16 protein-coding genes and 3 tRNA genes are annotated in these 16,194 nt (G+C 56.9%); 8 read left to right on the top strand and 11 right to left on the bottom strand.

Translation table 11 applies throughout. From position 1 onward, the window contains the following. Window positions 1–62 precede the first annotated feature (62 nt). The 8 genes from AB7S84_RS00695 to AB7S84_RS00660 all read left to right on the top strand — a co-directional run bounded on the left by AB7S84_RS00695 (window position 63) and on the right by AB7S84_RS00660 (window position 8,750). Complete coding sequence (locus tag AB7S84_RS00695; RefSeq protein WP_020875112.1) at window positions 63–1,223, top strand: ABC transporter substrate-binding protein; 1,161 nt, start codon at window positions 63–65, stop codon at window positions 1,221–1,223. 21 nt (window positions 1,224–1,244) lie between these two features. Then, window positions 1,245–2,099: a branched-chain amino acid ABC transporter permease gene (locus AB7S84_RS00690; protein ID WP_428152726.1), complete on the top strand. Its 855-nt coding sequence runs from the start codon at window positions 1,245–1,247 to the stop codon at window positions 2,097–2,099. Window positions 2,100–2,126: 27 nt separating this feature from the next. Next, window positions 2,127–3,083, top strand: coding sequence for a branched-chain amino acid ABC transporter permease (locus AB7S84_RS00685; protein WP_020875114.1), 957 nt, complete (start codon window positions 2,127–2,129; stop codon window positions 3,081–3,083). Beyond that, complete coding sequence (locus tag AB7S84_RS00680; RefSeq protein ID WP_020875115.1) at window positions 3,073–3,843, top strand: ABC transporter ATP-binding protein; 771 nt, start codon at window positions 3,073–3,075, stop codon at window positions 3,841–3,843. Before AB7S84_RS00685 ends, AB7S84_RS00680 begins: the two co-directional genes overlap by 11 nt. Before the next feature lie 4 nt (window positions 3,844–3,847). Continuing rightward, a complete protein-coding gene (locus AB7S84_RS00675) occupies window positions 3,848–4,591 on the top strand; it encodes an ABC transporter ATP-binding protein (protein WP_020875116.1) in 744 nt (247 codons plus the stop codon). Window position 4,592: 1 nt separating this feature from the next. Further along, on the top strand, window positions 4,593–5,840 hold the full coding sequence (locus tag AB7S84_RS00670; RefSeq protein ID WP_020875117.1) for a phenylacetate--CoA ligase family protein: 1,248 nt from the start codon (window positions 4,593–4,595) through the stop codon (window positions 5,838–5,840). 202 nt (window positions 5,841–6,042) lie between these two features. Next, window positions 6,043–6,282: a hypothetical protein gene (locus AB7S84_RS00665; protein ID WP_020875118.1), complete on the top strand. Its 240-nt coding sequence runs from the start codon at window positions 6,043–6,045 to the stop codon at window positions 6,280–6,282. An 83-nt stretch (window positions 6,283–6,365) separates the two neighbouring features. Next, the gene (locus tag AB7S84_RS00660) at window positions 6,366–8,750 is read left to right on the top strand and encodes a GspE/PulE family protein (protein ID WP_020875119.1); all 2,385 of its coding nucleotides are present in this window, start codon (window positions 6,366–6,368) and stop codon (window positions 8,748–8,750) included. Between the two features lie 5 nt (window positions 8,751–8,755). On the opposite strand, the gene AB7S84_RS00655 is transcribed toward AB7S84_RS00660, so the two are convergent. The 11 genes from AB7S84_RS00655 to argH all read right to left on the bottom strand — a co-directional run bounded on the left by AB7S84_RS00655 (window position 8,756) and on the right by argH (window position 16,187). Beyond that, entirely contained in the window at window positions 8,756–10,585 is a 1,830-nt protein-coding gene (locus AB7S84_RS00655) for a M48 family metallopeptidase (RefSeq protein WP_020875120.1), read from the bottom strand. A 424-nt stretch (window positions 10,586–11,009) separates the two neighbouring features. Further along, a tRNA-Gly gene (locus tag AB7S84_RS00650) sits at window positions 11,010–11,084 on the bottom strand. 58 nt (window positions 11,085–11,142) lie between these two features. After that, window positions 11,143–11,217 (bottom strand) — tRNA-Cys (locus tag AB7S84_RS00645). Window positions 11,218–11,220: 3 nt separating this feature from the next. Continuing rightward, window positions 11,221–11,295, bottom strand: a tRNA-Gly gene (locus AB7S84_RS00640). Window positions 11,296–11,346: 51 nt separating this feature from the next. After that, on the bottom strand, window positions 11,347–11,913 hold the full coding sequence (pgsA, locus tag AB7S84_RS00635; RefSeq protein ID WP_020875121.1) for a CDP-diacylglycerol--glycerol-3-phosphate 3-phosphatidyltransferase: 567 nt from the start codon (window positions 11,911–11,913) through the stop codon (window positions 11,347–11,349). A gap of 70 nt (window positions 11,914–11,983) precedes the next feature. After that, window positions 11,984–12,628, bottom strand: coding sequence for a fructose-6-phosphate aldolase (gene fsa / locus AB7S84_RS00630; protein ID WP_020875122.1), 645 nt, complete (start codon window positions 12,626–12,628; stop codon window positions 11,984–11,986). Between the two features lie 6 nt (window positions 12,629–12,634). Beyond that, the gene (locus AB7S84_RS00625) at window positions 12,635–12,895 is read right to left on the bottom strand and encodes a hypothetical protein (protein WP_040413793.1); all 261 of its coding nucleotides are present in this window, start codon (window positions 12,893–12,895) and stop codon (window positions 12,635–12,637) included. Further along, window positions 12,892–13,419, bottom strand: coding sequence for a 2-amino-4-hydroxy-6-hydroxymethyldihydropteridine diphosphokinase (gene folK, locus AB7S84_RS00620; protein ID WP_428152725.1), 528 nt, complete (start codon window positions 13,417–13,419; stop codon window positions 12,892–12,894). The genes AB7S84_RS00625 and folK overlap by 4 nt, the downstream gene beginning before the upstream one ends. Beyond that, a complete protein-coding gene (gene dapF / locus AB7S84_RS00615; protein WP_234979152.1) occupies window positions 13,416–14,285 on the bottom strand; it encodes a diaminopimelate epimerase in 870 nt (289 codons plus the stop codon). The genes folK and dapF overlap by 4 nt, the downstream gene beginning before the upstream one ends. A 49-nt stretch (window positions 14,286–14,334) precedes the next feature. Beyond that, the gene (locus tag AB7S84_RS00610) at window positions 14,335–14,769 is read right to left on the bottom strand and encodes a hypothetical protein (protein ID WP_020875125.1); all 435 of its coding nucleotides are present in this window, start codon (window positions 14,767–14,769) and stop codon (window positions 14,335–14,337) included. Further along, window positions 14,766–16,187 carry an argininosuccinate lyase gene (argH, locus tag AB7S84_RS00605; RefSeq protein WP_020875126.1) on the bottom strand — a complete coding sequence of 474 codons (1,422 nt, stop codon included), beginning with the start codon at window positions 16,185–16,187 and terminating at the stop codon, window positions 14,766–14,768. Before argH ends, AB7S84_RS00610 begins: the two co-directional genes overlap by 4 nt. Between the last annotated feature and the right edge of the window lie 7 nt (window positions 16,188–16,194).

Here is a 16,194-nt window from a genome sequence, read left to right as displayed (position 1 = left end):
GGAATCGACCGGCATGTAGGGATCTCACCCCACACCCCATAACCCCAAATGGAGGAAAGCGGATGCAAACACTGACGGGAGTCAGACGAAACGGTTGGCGGTTGCTCTTGACATGGGCCGTCGTTACGATTTTTGCGGGCGGTGCGCTTGCCGAGGAGACTTACAAGATCGGCGGAATATTCTCCGTCACCGGCCGGGCGTCCTTCCTGGGCGATCCGGAGAAGAAAAGCATGGAAATGGTGATCGAAAAAATCAACGCGGCCGGCGGCATCGACGGACGCAAGCTCGAGGCCGTCATCTATGATACCGAGGGGGACCCCACGAAAGCGGTCATGAGCGTCAGCAAGCTGCTCAACAAGGACAAGGTCCTGGCCATCATCGGGCCAAGCACCACGCCCACTACCCTTGCGGTCATGCCCTTTGCCGAAAAAGCCCGAACCCCCCTCATCAGCTGCGCCGCCGGGAACAAGATCACCATGCCCATCAATCCGTGGGTGTTCAAGACCGCCCAAAGCGACATCCACGCCGTTCAGGCCATCTATGAGCACATGAAGACCCGGGGCATTCGGAAGATCGGCATCCTCACCGTCGCCGACGCGTTTGGCGAGTCCGGACGGGAACAACTGGAAGCCCAGGCCGGGGACTTCGGGCTCACCATTGTCCAGGCCGATAAATTCGGGGGCAACGATACCGACATGACCGCTCAACTCACCAAGATCAAGAGCGCCAAACCCGACGCCGTCATCTGCTGGGGCACAAATCCGGGACCCGCCGTTGTCAACAAAAACGCCCGGCAACTGGCGCTGAACATCCCCGTTTATCAAAGTCACGGGGTGGCGTCGCCCAAATTCATCGAGCTGGCCGGGGAGAGCGCGGAAGGCACCCTGTTGCCCACCGGAAAGATCCTGATCCATGACCTCCTGCCGGAAACCGATCCTCAGAAGGCGGTCCTGGCCGAATATGCCGGAACCTACACCGAGACCTTCAAACAACCCGTATCCGGATTCGGCGGTTACGCCTATGACGCCGTCAATATCCTTGCCCAGGCCCTCAAGGGCACCGACGGCGACCCGGAAAAACTGCGGGACAACATCGAATCCTTGACAGATCACGTCGGCGTTTCCGGCGTTTTCAATTTCGGGCCGAAAGAGCACAACGGCCTCTCCGCCAATGCCTTCGTGATGGTCCGAATCCAGAACGGCACCTGGGAGCTCGTGCAGTAAGTGGAGGAGTTCGCCCAATATGTGTTTTCCGGTCTGACCAACGGCGCCATCTATGCAGTGATCGCCATCGGCTTCTCGATGCTCTTCAGCGCAACGGAGCTGATCAACTTCGCCCACGGTGAATTCGTCATGCTGGGTGCCCTGGGGCTTGTGACGCTGTGGGGGGAGCTGCACCTCCCCCTTCTCCTCGCTATCGTCATGACCGTCGGCGGAGTCGCAATGGCGGGGCTTCTTTTCGAACGCATCGCCATCCGGACCGTTTCAAAACCCCACCCCATCGTACTGGTCATCATTACGGTGGGCGCATCCATTTTTCTTCGGGGGGCGGCCATGATCATCTGGGGGAAGGATGCTCGCAGCGTTCCGCCCTTCTCCGATCATCCGCCCCTGGACCTGGCGGGAGCGAAACTCTTGCCCCAGAGCATCTGGATCCTCGTCATCGCCGTACTCCTTGCCGTAGGCCTCTTTTATTTCTACCGGAAGACCCTCACGGGAAAGGCGATGCAGGCGACAGCCATCAACAAGCGCGGGGCTTGGCTTTCAGGCATCCCCTCCGAAAAAATGGTGCTCCTGGCGTTCGTCATGAGCACGGGACTCGGCGCGACCGCGGGGGTCATCATCGCCCCCATCACCATGTGCGGCTACGACATGGGAACCCTGCTCGGCCTGAAAGGTTTCTGCGCAGCCATGCTGGGCGGCATCGGCAGCCTCTGGGGATCGCTTGCAGGCGGATTCCTGCTGGGCCTCCTGGAGGCGCTGGGGGTGGGCTACATCTCCTCCGCGGCCAAAGACGCCGTCGCGTTCGTCCTGCTGCTCCTCATCCTTTACATCAAACCCGGCGGGCTCTTCGGCGCCGCCGACGCCTCGCGTTTCTGACCGGCGATGGCTCCTCCAACGGAAATCATGACCGTATCCCTTCGAAAGGGCGCTACCCCTGCCCTGGCCCTCCTTATGATCACCGGCGTCGGCCTCGTGACCACCAATCCCTACCACCTTCAGGTGATGACCTTCATCGGGATCAACACATTGCTGGCTCTCGGCCTCAACCTGCTCATGGGGTACGCCGGCCAGATCTCCCTGGGCCATGCCGCTTTCTACGGCATCGGCGCCTACACCACGGCGATCCTCACGACGACCTGCGGGCTGTCACCCTGGTTATCGCTTCCCCTGGCGGTGTCGGCCGCGGTATTGGTCGCCTTTCTGGTGGGCATGCCGACACTCAAGCTCTCGGGGTATTACCTCGGCATGGGAACCCTGGGGTTCGGCATGATCGCCTTCATTGTCTTCCGGGAATGGGACACGGTCACCGGGGGGGCCTCAGGGCTCGTCGGGATACCGCCCCTCTCCATCGGCTCCCTCAATTTTTCTTCGGGGAAAAATTATTTCTATCTGGTCTGGGGCATTCTCCTCATAACCGTCCTGGTCTCTCGACGCATCATCGATTCCCGCACGGGTCGAGCCCTCCGTGCCATCCACGACAGCGAAAAAGCAGCACGCGCCGTAGGCGTCGACACCATGCACCTCAAACTGAAGATTTTCGTATTCAGTGCGGGGATCGCCGCGATGGCCGGTTTCCTCTATGCCCACTACGTCAATTTCATCAGCCCGGGAAGCTTTGATTTCCTCATGTCGGTCCGGATGGTGACCATGGTGGTCATCGGCGGTATGGCCAGCATCTGGGGCGCACTTCTGGGGGCGTCCCTTTTGACCCTGCTTCCCGAATGGCTCCATGCCTTTTCAGACTTCGAGATGGTGGTCTACGGGCTCATCATGATGGGGGTCATGATCGTCATGCCCCAGGGCCTGACACGCGGTTTTCTGGACATCTACGAACGCGCCCGAGGTAGATATGGCCGATAAACCGAAGCTCCTGACGCTTCAGGAAATATCCAAGGCCTTCGGCGGGGTGCAGGCCCTGTCAGGCATATCCTTTGCCGTTGATGAAGGCGTCATCATGGGACTCATCGGTCCCAACGGCGCAGGGAAGACAACGCTCTTCAACGTGATCACCGGTGCCTACACGGCGGATTCGGGAAATATATTTCTCGAGGGCGTCTCCATCCGCGGAAAGCGAATCCAGGACATCGTCCGCCTGGGCATCTCCCGTACCTTTCAAAATGTAGAGCTCTTCGAAAGGATGTCGGTCATCGAAAACATCATGGTCGGCGGTCACGTCAGAACCCGAACCGGTTTATGGGGCGCCGTCACCCGACTTCCGGCGGTTCGAAAAGAGGAGACGGCCTTGAAAGCGCGCGCCCGGAAACTTCTCGATTTCGTCGGCCTCACCGTGGCGCCCGATCAACGGAGCGGCGATCTTCCCTTCGGCTGGCAGCGACTGCTGGAAATCGCCCGGGCCCTTGCGTCGGACCCCAAGGTGCTCCTTTTGGATGAGCCCGCCGCCGGCCTGAACGCAGTGGAAACCGAACGGTTGGGAATACTGATTCGAAAAATACGGGATCTCGGTGTAACGGTCATGCTGGTGGAGCATGACATGAGCCTCACCATGAACGTCTGCGACCGAATCCTTGTCCTCGATCAAGGCCGGATGCTGGCCGAAGGGGCTCCCCGGGAAATCCAATCCAATGCGGCCGTCATGTCCGCCTATCTCGGAACCGGCTGAAACCATGCTGCAAATCAAGAATCTCCGATGCTACTACGGCAGAATCATGGCCATCAAAGGCGTCAGCATTTCCGTGCGCCGGGGAGAGCTCATCACCCTCATCGGCGCCAACGGCTCCGGCAAGAGCACTCTGCTGATGTCGATCTGCGGACTGCTTTCCGCCTGGAAGGGGGAGATCGCCTTCGAGGATGCCTCCCTCAAGGGGATGGACCCGCCTGCCATCGTCCGGAAAGGCATCAGCCTCGTGCCCGAGGGTCGACAGGTCTTCGCACCCTTGAGTGTCCTGGATAACCTGAAATTGGGCGCCTACACCCGATACCGCCGTAAAGAACACACAGAAATCAATCGGGATATCGGCCGAATCACTGATCTGTTTCCGATTCTGGGACACCGTGCCGCGCAGCCCGCCGGGACACTCTCGGGGGGAGAACAGCAGATGCTGGCCATCGGACGGGCTCTAATGGCCAGGCCGCGCCTCCTGGCGCTTGACGAACCGTCCATGGGCCTGGCCCCCATAATGGTGGAAAAGATCCTCGACACCCTGGTCCGGCTCAAGGAAGAGGGGCTGACCATCCTCCTGATCGAGCAGAATGCCCAGGCCGCACTGAAAATCGCCGATCGCGGGTATGTTCTGGAAACGGGGAAGATCGTTTTAGAGGGCACCGGCGGGGATCTCCTTTCGGACGTGGAGGTCAAGCGGGCATACCTGGGTAAAGACTACGAAGAATTCTTTGAAGAGAGGGGATGACATGCTGAATCTTGCCCCCAACGAGCGGGAACAGCTCCAACTGGAGCGGCTTCAGGCCACCCTGAACCGGGCCTACCGGAACGTGCCGTTCCACCAGAACCGCCAGAACCTCGTGGCGGGACGAAACGGGAAGGATCCGTCCGCCATCGAACGGGTCGAGGATATCGCCGCGCTGCCTTTCATGGAACGAAAACACCTGGGCGAACATTACCCCTACGGCCTTTTTGCCGTTCCGCTCAAAGACATCGTACGCATCCATACGGCCCCCGGAACCACCCGGCACCCCACGGTTACGGGCTACACCCGCCAGGATCTCCGCATGTGGCGGGAAATGGTCGGTCGTGCTTTCACGGCTGCGGGGATCACCTCCGAAGACATCCTTCAGATCGACCTGGATCCCGGCCTGGCCAATTGGGGTCGGGATTACAAGGACGGCGCCGAATCCATGGACGTCGCCGTCATCCCCAATACCCCCCTCTCCCCCAGCAAACAGCTCATGGTGCTGAGAGATTACAAGACATCGGCCCTCGTCACGACCCCGTCCCGTGCGATTCAGCTGACCGATCTGATGTTCAAGGCCGAACTCAACCCCACGGCCCTCAACCTCAAGCGGCTGATCCTGGTGGGAGAACCCCTCATGCCGGAGGTGCGTCGACGCCTTGAATCCCGGCTCCACGTGGAGACATGGCATCAATTCGGGCTCAGCGAAGTCCCGGGGCCGGCCATCGCCTTTGAATGCCGGGATCACCACGGACTTCACATCAATGAAGACCATTTTCTCCCGGAAATCGTGGACCCTGTATCCGGCGACGTGCTGCCGCGGGGAGAGACGGGCGAGCTGGTGCTCACCACCCTGACCACCCGGGCCTTTCCCCTCATCCGTTTCCGTACCGGCGAAAAGGCCAGGTTGATGGCGGATACGTGCCCCTGCGGAACAACCTTCCTCAAGTTGGAATGGTTTGAGGATCGGACGGACGATATCCTCAACATCAACGGGGTCAAGGTTCACCCGAGCCAGATTACCCGGCATATTGAAGACGCCCTGTCCTTCGTTCCGAAATACCGCGCCGCCGTCAGGGAAGCAGAAGGCGAAAAAAAACTTCTCGAAGCGGCCATTGCCATGGACGACCGCTTGTTTTCCGATGAAATCAAGATCCTCGAAAAACGGATTCACCAATTGGAAAGCAGTCTCCGTGAAAACTTAGGGGTTCCCGTCCGGATCCGGCTCATGGAAACGAGCCTTCTCTGACGTCTCCGGACGTCCGGAGCACCCCCGGTTTTCCGGTTACGGTTGGTGGGTCTATTTTCGCTTATCATTTGACACACCCTGTTAAAACGGTTATAATCCAATAAGCTTATAACTTTTTATATAGTCAAGTTGTTTTTTTTTGAAGAATTCGACAAGGTTGTCGACATCTGGTGAGCAACCGCGCCGGGAGCAGGTAACCGTCATGACAAAAGATAAAATTTATCTTCACATCGTATGGGGAGCCGTGCTGGTCCTCATGGGTATCGGCGTGTTCTTCCGTATTCCCCAGGTTATGCCCCGGATCGAACAGATCGAGTATTTTTCCTCGATCATGGGGTTTGTAAAATTCAGTTTCTATCTGATCGGCATTCTGCTCATCGTCGGCGGGGCCAAGAAAATCATTTCCTGTTATCGCGAGTTGACCGATCATCCTTCATCATAACGCTCTCATGGCTCAGAGGTTATCTGTAAATGCGATATTTTTGACCATCCGCAATGCCGGTATAGAGGGTTGAAAGAAACGATATGCCCAAAGCGACACACATCAAGGTAGAACTCCCCGTCAGCCATTTGAAGGTCGACACCGCCCAATCCAGAATGAAGGACAGGGTCGCCGGTCTCCAATCCCAGGGCAACAAACCCGGCGTCAGCCCCGAAGTCGCTTTCAGAATCAAATTCCAGATCATCAGCAATAAAATTCAAATGGCGCCCAATCTGGATCAGGTTCTCAACAACCTGAAGGATGAGATCGTCGAGCTGTTTGAATCCGAACGCATCACCATTTACGTCATCGACGGCGTCAAACGCGAGTTGGTTTCACGGATCGTCGCCGGCAAAAATATCCATGACATTCGGGTGCCGGTGACCGCCACCAGCATCGTGGGATTCGCGACATACAAACAACGCCTGGTGAACATCGAAGATGCCTACGACCCGGAAGAACTGAAGGCCATCGACCCGAACCTCGCGTTCGACGACAGCTGGGACAAAACCTCCGGATTCACCACCCGTCAGGTGCTGGCCTGCCCGATCCATTTCCACAAATATCTGCTGGGAGCGATTCAGCTGGTTAACCGGAAAGACAACCGGCCCTTCACCAAAATGGACGAGCATTTCATCCGGGAACTCGCCAAGATTCTCGGTATCGCCATGTATAACCTCAAACGGGCGGCTCGCCAGGCCGGCAACAAGTTCTACTATCTTCTCCAAAACCACAGTCTGACCCAGAAGGAACTCAAAAACGCCATCATCGAAGCCAAAAAGCGGCGGGAATCCATCGAAAGCTATCTGATCGGCGTTCTGAAAATTCCCAAAAAAGAGGTCATCGAATCCCTCGCCAAATATTACGAGGTGCCGGGCGTTCTTTTCGACCCCAATCGGCCGATTCCCACTTCGCTGATGCGGAAGGGCAAAGAGGCCTTCATGAAGAAAAACCTCTGGGTCCCCCTGGAAAGCGACGGCGGGAAAGTCGTCATCGCCGTGGACAACCCCCACGACATTCAGAAGATCGACCTCATCAAACAGCTTTATCCCAACAATCCGCTCGATTTCCGGGTCGCGTTGCCCGGCGATATCATCGATTTCATCAAACACTTCTCCCTGGAGGAGGTCAGAAACGTCGGAGATATCGACGATATCCTTCATGAACTTCAACGGGAAGCGGAAAACGACGAGGAGACCGAAGAGGAGTTCGATGAGTCCGACAGCGCCGTCGTCAAGCTCGTCAACAAGATCATCCACGATGCCTATGCCAGAAAGGCGTCGGATATTCACATCGAACCCTATCCCGGAAAACAGAACACCCTGGTGAGAATTCGTATCGACGGCGTGTGCTCGGTTTATCAGACCATCCCTTACAACTATAAGCGGGCCGTCGTTTCCCGAATCAAAATCATGGCGGGTCTCGACATCGCCGAACGGCGGATGCCCCAGGACGGCAAGATACAGTTCAAGAAATACGGGGGCCTCGACATCGAGCTCCGGGTGGCGACCATTCCCACCCAGGGAAGTCTCGAAGACATCGTCATGCGGATCCTGAATGCCGGAGAGCCGATTCCTCTGGCCAACATGGGATTTTCCGAACGGAATTTCAATCGATTTGTCGAGCTTATTACCCAGCCCTACGGCATTATCTACGTCTGCGGCCCCACCGGTTCGGGTAAAACGACGACACTTCATTCCGCTCTCGCCTACATCAACAAGACGGAAACCAAGATCTGGACAGCCGAGGATCCCGTTGAAATTACTCAGAAAGGACTTCGTCAGGTTCAGGTCCACCCCAAGATCGGCTTCAATTTCGCCACGGCCATGCGGGCCTTTCTCCGCGCCGATCCGGATGTCATCATGGTGGGTGAGATGCGCGACAAGGAAACGACGGCCATCGGCATCGAGGCGTCTCTCACCGGACACCTCGTCCTATCGACACTGCATACCAACAGTGCGCCCGAAAGCATTACGCGCCTTCTGGACATGGGGATGGATCCGTTCAACTTTGCCGACGCCATCCTGGGCATCCTCGCCCAGCGTCTTGTGAGAACCCTCTGCAAGAATTGCAAGAAAACCTACCATCCCACTCGGGAAGAGCACGAACACCTGATCGAACGGTACGGCAGGTATGAATTCGAGGTCGATTTTCCCGATCTGCTGACCTATCGTGAGGACATGACGCTCTACAATGCCCCCGGGTGCATTCACTGCAATCAGACCGGGTATGCCGGCCGGATGGCCATCCATGAGCTGCTCGTTGCCACGGATGAGGCCAAGCGGATGATTCAGATGCAGGCCCGCCTCGAGGAATTGAAGGATCAGGCGATCAAGGACGGCATGAGAACCCTCGAGCAGGACGGCATCAAGAAAATCTTCGACGGCTTCACGGACCTCAAGCAGGTCAGGAAGGTCTGCGCCGCATAACCGCTTCAGTCGATCCGAGCCGCGCGACGAAATTTTTTCAGCTGACTTTCAAAATAGGATCGATCGGTTTTGGCGGCCGCGTAAGCCCGCTCCCCAGCCTGAACTGCGGCCTCATACCGGCCGTTGACAAAATAGCTCTCCGCCAGGGTGTCCCAGATATGGGGGGCGTTTGATCGTTCCGATGCCTTTTTCGCGAGGTCGAGGGCCCTTGCCGGAAATCGGAGGCTTGCATCTTCACAAGTGGCATAGAGCCACGCCAGGTTGTTGAATACCTCGGCGCTTTCCGATCCCAATCGGATGGCATTTTCATAGGCCTCCGCCGCTTTGGCATACTGATTCCGGCTGTAATGGAAGTCCCCCAGCAACCCGAACAATTCGGGTGAATCCGGCTGTTGCTGAAGTTCCCGCTGGAGGATCCGCTCAAAGAGATTCGCATTCAGGGCCTTCCCCGTATCGCCGAAATTGAGAGAATAGGCCATCACGGCGATCACGGTCATCGCCGCCCCATACAGGAGAATGCTCCGTCTCACTTTTCGGTCATGGCGGCGGACCCAACGCCGATCCTGCTCGCACTTGATGAGGTATTTCACCCGTTCAGCAATGCTGAAATGGTGCCAATTGGGTCTGTCGGGGGATTGTCCGCTGGTCAGCGTAATCTTTTCAAAAGTGGAGATCAACGGGCCCGCGGTATTGAAGAGCGTATAGACATAACAGTCGGCCTGGCGTTCGAAATTCCGCATGAAATAGCCGAAAACATACCTGAAATAGACCAGAAAAACGAGAATGGTCGCCAAGGTGATCAGGGTCGAGGTCATGGCCGCCTGACTCACCCCCGACTGGATGATGAACCGGTAGAGCGGCTCCGACAAAAGTATGCCGTAGACAATGAGATCGAACACGGCATAAGAAAACAAGATGTAGCCTACAAAGAAGAACAGGTAGAACAGAATGTGGTTTCGCTTCACGTGCCCGATCTCGTGAGCGATCACCGCATCCACCTCCTCCGGCCTCAACAGTCTCAGCAGGGCGTCGGTGACGAGTATGTAACGGTATCGTCGAACGAGCCCCATAACGCCGGCTGTGATCATCCGACCTTCGAAAAGCGGCCAATTCAGAATATCCGCATATGCCAGGCCGGCCCGTCGACAGAGCGCTTCGATGCGGCTTCTCTCATACCCCGACGGAAGCGGCGTGCATCTCCAGAACTTCTGAATCAACAACGGTCCCATCACCGCAACGATCATCAGAAAACAAAAGAAATAGATTATCTCGCCCTCGCTGCTGGAGAGAAAGCGTTTGAGAGATTCGAACGGCAGCAGGCGAACAAGGTCCGCGAAACCGGACAGCAATACCCATGGCAGCAGCACGGGTATGGATACCGCGAGATTGGAGACCGTGTAGCGCCTGCGATTCAGGTCGGTTCCGTAGAGCTTCCGGTAGGCGTCGAAGGCGACGCTCCAGAGGACGGCCAGGTATCCGATGAAAACCGAAATGAATATGAGTGCCTGGACGGTGGGGAGCATCGAGAGAAAGGAAAGGTGCTGAACAGCCTCAACTAGGTTCAATACGTATATATCGATACCGAAAAATACGATGGCCAGAATTGAGTGCCGGGTCACCATCCGGTTGAAAAGATGGTCGAGATGTTGAAAATCCCCGGTGGAAATACGACGTTCGAGTCTTCGGAACAGCACTCGGGTAAGCCCGGCATATCCCAGGAAAAGCCCGAAGAAAAGCGTTGTGGATTCCACAACCGAAAAGCCGGGCGTATCGGTTGGCTGATAGGTCGCGTAGATCAACAACACGACGATGAAATGGATAAAGTTGCCGAACATGAGCCCCTTGCAATCCGGATGGCCGATGCGTTTGAGGAACCGCCTCGGCAGGTCATCGACACATGACATAAAATGAGATAAAGATATCAAAGAGGCTCTTCGGGCACAAGCCCAAAAGCCGTCACAATTCCTGGAAGTCGTATTCCAGAAGGATTCGCAGATCCGCCTGAACCTCCGGACTGCCCGACGAATGGGTATAATTGTCCCCGATGCGGTACTTTCGACGGCGGACAGGATTTTCGAATCGCCCTTGAGACGTCAGGCTTGGATTACACGGCGCATCGACGCCCGGCATGTATCGGAAGGAAGGGGCGCAATCGTTGAGTTCCGGAACAGGCCGGCGCGGCCCTGACGAACGCCTTGAGGAAGAGCAGTCGCACATAAAACGAAACCCCGACCATTCGGTCGGGGTTGACTGACGTTATGGAGCGGGAAACGGGATTTGAACCCGCGACTTCGACCTTGGCAAGGTCGCACTCTACCACTGAGTTATTCCCGCTCGATCAAGGCGATAAAGCGGATTGATCGGCTCTATGGCGCCTTGCGGTATGATAATATGGAGGCGGCAACCAGATTCGAACTGGTGAATGGTGGTTTTGCAGACCACTGCCTTACCACTTGGCTATGCCGCCTATTGGAGCGGGAAACGGGATTTGAACCCGCGACTTCGACCTTGGCAAGGTCGCACTCTACCACTGAGTTATTCCCGCTCGAACGGATAACGCTTATAACGAGTTATCCCATTGCTGTCAATAGAAAAATCAAAGGTCGATCAGTTTTCTGAACTTGATGAAATAATCGACACCGGACCAGATGGTGAACAGCAAGGCTCCCCATAGAAAGAAGAGACCGATCGCGTGAAAGTTCACATTGAAATAGGGATAATGAATCAACAGGCTGATAATGGCGGCAATCTGAAAACCCGTCTTGTATTTTCCCAACCAGGAGGCAGAGATGTCCTCTCCGCTCTCGATCACCACCACCCTGAGTCCCGTGATGGCCAGTTCCCTGCCGATAATGACACAGACCACCCAGGCCGGTATCCAGCTCAAGGACGTCAGCATGATCAGGGAGGATGAGACCAGGAGTTTGTCGGCCACCGGGTCCATGACCTTGCCGAAATTGGAGATCATGCCCCAGCGCCGGGCGAAATATCCATCCAGATAGTCTGAAATGGCCGCGGCGCTGAACAACAGCATGGCCACCGCCGTCGTCAATCGGTTAGGAAAGAGGAGCAGTATCACCACGCCGGGTGCGGCAATGATGCGAAACATCGTCAAGAAATTGGGGTTGCTCAGTAGCTTACCCAGCTTGTCCCATTGCGTCATGCTGATCCGATCCCTGTTTCAAGGTCCCTGTTGAGGTATCCGGTGCCACCGTCCGGGTATCGGATGCCTGTTAGTGATTACGCTTGTTCCAATCGTCGAGAAAGGACTGGATCCCTTTGTCGGTCATGGGGTGGGCCGCGAGCTTGCCCAGAACCTTGAAGGGTATGGTGGCGATGTGGGCCCCTATGAGCGCGCTCTCCAACACGTGAACCGGGTTTCTCACACTGGCGACGATAACTTCCGTTTCATAGCCGTAATTATCGAAGATATCCACAACTTGCTCCACCAGTGTCATGCCGTCCTGAGACAAGTCGTCCAATCGTCCCACAAAGGGGCTGACATAGGCGGCGCCGGCTTTGGCCGCCATCAATGCCTGAAGCGGCGAAAAAATCAGGGTGACGTTCGTTCGGATACCTTCTTCCGCCAGGGTTCGAACCGCCTTCAGCCCGTCTACGGTCATGGGAATCTTGACGACAATATTGTCATGAATTGTGGCAAGATCTCGGGCTTCGGCGATCATGCCGTCTGTATCCAGAGCAATGACCTCGGCACTGATGGGGCCGTCGACAATGCCGCAGATTTCCCGGATGATCTCCTCAAAATCACGTCCCTCCCTGGCAATGAGAGAGGGATTGGTGGTAACCCCGTCTACCATGCCCATGCTGTGAGCCTCTTTTATTTCTTCGATATTGGCGGTATCGATAAAAAACTTCATAAGATTTTATCCTCCTGTTGATGATCTGGAATGCTCGGCGACAAAAGCGTCCCGGCATTTCCGGCTGCAGAACAGCAATTTTTTTCCATCCAGGTCGAGGGGTACACCCTCTCTTTTGGGGAAATAGGTTTCACAATAAGGATCCTGAACCATGATGTCCTCGACGGCGGCAACAGAGGTGCGGCTGTCGTCAAGACGCCCGGCCCAGGACCTGATTTTCCGATATAAAAAATAGACCAATGCGGAAATGATCAATAATCGGATCAAAACAACACCGTTTCTGATTCTTCGCAGGGAAACATTTTCTGGCCTTCGTCATCGAGATGCTCGAGAAGATATTGAGCATTCTTAAGGAATACGGGGTGGACAACGGTCGGATCTATATCACAAAGCGGTTGCAATACAAAGCGTCTTTTGTGCATGCGGGGATGCGGAATGGAGAGCGTGGGAGTATTCACGACCCAATTCCCATAGAGAATGATGTCCATATCCAGAGTCCGCGGCCCGAAACGGACCCCCTTTCGCTCCCTTCCCGCCGCCTGTTCGATGGTATGCAAGAGATCGAGAAGCGCATACGGATCCAGTTCCGTATCGATGCGCACCACCCCATTGACAAACCAGTCCTGATCCTTGTAATCCACCGGTTCGGTTCGATAGAAACGCGATAGCGCGGTGATGGTCGTACGGGGGGCGGCCCGCAGACCGTCGATCCCCTTCTGACAATATCCCCGCTTGTCGCCGATGTTGGAACCCAGGGAGATGAAGGCTGCCGTTCCGCGATCCACGGTCATTTGCTTCCGACGTCCATGACGTCGTCCGGATCCGCCCAGTTCCATGCCTCTTCCCAGAGCTCCCCGGTACAGACGATGCGGGCATTTCCCTCCAGAAAGACATGGCTGAACGCGGATCCGTCTCGCTCAAAGAAGATCCGAAGCGGCTCACCGCTCTTCGGCATCACGACGACCGGGGAGCGGACCCGGTCGCGGGCGGCCATCACCAATGCCGCCGCTACGGCGCCGGTGCCGCAGGCCAGGGTCTCCCCCTCCACACCGCGCTCATAGGTCCGGTTGAAGAGCCGTCCGTCCTCATGCACGAACGTGAAATTGACGTTGGTCCCCTCAGGTGCGAAAACAGGATGATACCGCAGCTCCCGCCCCATGCCGACGACGTCGACATCCGCGATATCCGCCGCGGCGACAACCACATGGGGTACCCCGGTATCGATGCAGGCGACCGTGAGGGCGCCGCTTCGGATCTCCACTCGTTTTTCAGGTTCGAAGCCGCGGGGATCGGTCATACGGATACGCACCCGATCATCGGTCACCCGGGCCGCAATGACTCCCGCATCGGTATCGAATGTCATGTCGGTTCCGGCGATGCCATTGACGGCAGCGAACCGCGCCACACAGCGGGCGCCGTTGCCGCACATGCCGGCACGGCTGCCGTCCGAGTTGAAAAAATGCCATTTGAAATCCGCGGAGGAAGAATCGTCCACAATCACGAATCCGTCGGCACCGAGAGAACGGCTTCGGGTGCAGAGGCGGCGCGCCAGGTTCGAAAACGCAGCTTCATGGAGGATTTTTTTCCGATTGTCGACAATGATAAAATCGTTCCCGCTGCCACACATTTTAAAAAAAGGAATTTTAGTCATATTCATCAAAACTGCCGGCTTGAAATACGGCCGTCCGAAGGCTCGGCCGGTTGGGTCAATAATCGACGGTAAACGTGTTGGAATCGTCGCCGGCCGCGCCGAACACATCATAGGAGCGCAATTTATAATGGTAACGATATCCGTTTTCCAAGGGGTCCGAAAAGGTCATTCGACCGTTTTGGCGAAGGGACGGTGTTATGGAAACCTGCGCGATCCGGTGGAAAATCAAGGGGCAGTCCCGACACTCAGCTTCCTCCACAGGGGTTTTCGCCCGATATACGGCAAAACCGTCGGCCTCGCCGGCATCGTCCCCGACTGCCGGAATCCCCCAGGTCAACTCCAGGACATCGCCGGCCACGGCCCCCGTCAGATCAGTTACCGCGGCGGGCGGCAACCGGCTGGGGGGAACGGGAGGAGCCTTGACCCCACACCCTGCCGTCAACACCCACGCCGTGAAAAGCAGCCCGATCCAACGGCGCGAACCCTTCACGGGTGCTCTCCGGATTTGATCCGGTCTTCGTTGGCGGATTCTCGGGCCAGCGTCCGACGGGCTTTCAAAATGGCCGACCGGACGTTTTCGGTCGCCGTGCCGCCCGCGGATTTTCGGCGATCAACCATCTCCCGGACCCCCAGAAACGAGAAAATATCCGACTCGATCCGGTCGGAAAAGGTTCGAAGCTCCGCCAGGCTGAGCTCATGCAGTTCCTTGCCGCGTCCGAGAGCGAATCCGACAGCCTTGCCGACCACATGGTGCGCCTCCCTGAAGGGCATCCCCCGGGTTGCCAGATAATCGGCCAGATCCGTGGCGTTCAGAAACCCGGTATGGGTCGCCCGTGCCATCGCATCGGTTTTGAAGGTAATGTTGGGGAGCATCCGGGTATAGACCGCCAAGGTCATCTTCAGGGTGTCGACAGCGTCGAAAAGCGGCTCCTTGTCTTCCTGCATGTCCCGATTGTAAGCCATGGGCAGGGATTTCATCAGGGTCAGGAGCGTCATCAGGTCTCCGTAGACCCGTCCGGTCTTGCCTCGGACGAGCTCGCACACGTCTGGATTTTTCTTCTGGGGCATGATGCTGCTGCCGGTGGTGAAGGCATCGGCAATCTCCACGAATCCGAACTCGACCGAAGACCAGAGGATCAGCTCTTCGGACAGCCGGCTGAAATGCATCATGCAGATGGCGGCTGCGGCAGTAAACTCCAGGGCAAAGTCCCGATCGCCCACCGTGTCCATGCTGTTTTCGGAAATCCGGGGAAAATCGAGCTGTCGCGCGGTATATTCACGATCAATGGGGTAGGTTGTTCCGGCAAGGGCCGCCGCACCCAACGGCATGACGTCGATACGGGAAAGCGCGTCCCGAAACCGTTCCCCGTCTCGGGTGAACATCTCATAATAGGCCATCAGGTGATGGGAGAGCAGGACGGGCTGGGCCCGCTGAAGATGCGTATATCCCGGCAAAACCGCCCCAAGATGAGTTTCGGCGAGAGACACCAGAGCACTGCGAAGCCGGCCGACAGCCTCGATGATCACACGGGTCTCCGCCCTGAGATACATGCGAATGTCGAGGGCCACCTGATCGTTCCGGCTGCGGCCCGTGTGCAGTTTCTGGGCCACCTTTCCCACGATCTCCAAAAGGCGGGACTCCACGTGCATGTGGATGTCTTCCAGGCTGTCGTCGAAGGCGAACGCTCCGGCTTCTATCTCCCGGCGCACCTGTTCGAGCCCCCGAACCAGCTCGGCGGCTTCCTCTGCCGTGATCACACCGGTTTTCGCAAGCATCCGGCAGTGGGCGACGGAGCCTTCAATGTCCCAGGTATAGAGGCGGCGATCATAGCCGATGGAGGCCGTGAACCCCTCCACCAGCGTATCGGTTCCTTCGGAAAATCGGCCGGACCAGAGTTTGTCGGACATGGTTTCC

Origin of the sequence: Desulfococcus sp., assembly GCF_050178255.1 — a bacterium.
Classification (GTDB): domain Bacteria; phylum Desulfobacterota; class Desulfobacteria; order Desulfobacterales; family Desulfococcaceae; genus Desulfococcus; species Desulfococcus multivorans.
The sequence above is the reverse complement of the archived record's forward strand: the minus strand, read 5'-3'. Positions and strand labels throughout refer to the sequence as shown.

Bases quoted from the DNA above. Each gene is read 5' to 3' on its own strand.
- pgsA (WP_020875121.1), bottom strand. From the start codon at position 11,913: ATGACGCAATGGGACAAGCTGGGTAAGCTACTGAGCAACCCCAATTTC.
- AB7S84_RS00660 (WP_020875119.1), top strand. From the start codon at position 6,366: ATGCCCAAAGCGACACACATCAAGGTAGAACTCCCCGTCAGCCATTTG.
- AB7S84_RS00695 (WP_020875112.1), top strand. From the start codon at position 63: ATGCAAACACTGACGGGAGTCAGACGAAACGGTTGGCGGTTGCTCTTG.
- AB7S84_RS00670 (WP_020875117.1), top strand. From the start codon at position 4,593: ATGCTGAATCTTGCCCCCAACGAGCGGGAACAGCTCCAACTGGAGCGG.
- AB7S84_RS00685 (WP_020875114.1), top strand. From the start codon at position 2,127: ATGACCGTATCCCTTCGAAAGGGCGCTACCCCTGCCCTGGCCCTCCTT.
- argH (WP_020875126.1), bottom strand. From the start codon at position 16,187: ATGTCCGACAAACTCTGGTCCGGCCGATTTTCCGAAGGAACCGATACG.
- dapF (WP_234979152.1), bottom strand. From the start codon at position 14,285: ATGAATATGACTAAAATTCCTTTTTTTAAAATGTGTGGCAGCGGGAAC.
- AB7S84_RS00680 (WP_020875115.1), top strand. From the start codon at position 3,073: ATGGCCGATAAACCGAAGCTCCTGACGCTTCAGGAAATATCCAAGGCC.
- folK (WP_428152725.1), bottom strand. From the start codon at position 13,419: ATGACCGTGGATCGCGGAACGGCAGCCTTCATCTCCCTGGGTTCCAAC.
- fsa (WP_020875122.1), bottom strand. From the start codon at position 12,628: ATGAAGTTTTTTATCGATACCGCCAATATCGAAGAAATAAAAGAGGCT.
- AB7S84_RS00655 (WP_020875120.1), bottom strand. From the start codon at position 10,585: ATGTTCGGCAACTTTATCCATTTCATCGTCGTGTTGTTGATCTACGCG.
- AB7S84_RS00665 (WP_020875118.1), top strand. From the start codon at position 6,043: ATGACAAAAGATAAAATTTATCTTCACATCGTATGGGGAGCCGTGCTG.
- AB7S84_RS00675 (WP_020875116.1), top strand. From the start codon at position 3,848: ATGCTGCAAATCAAGAATCTCCGATGCTACTACGGCAGAATCATGGCC.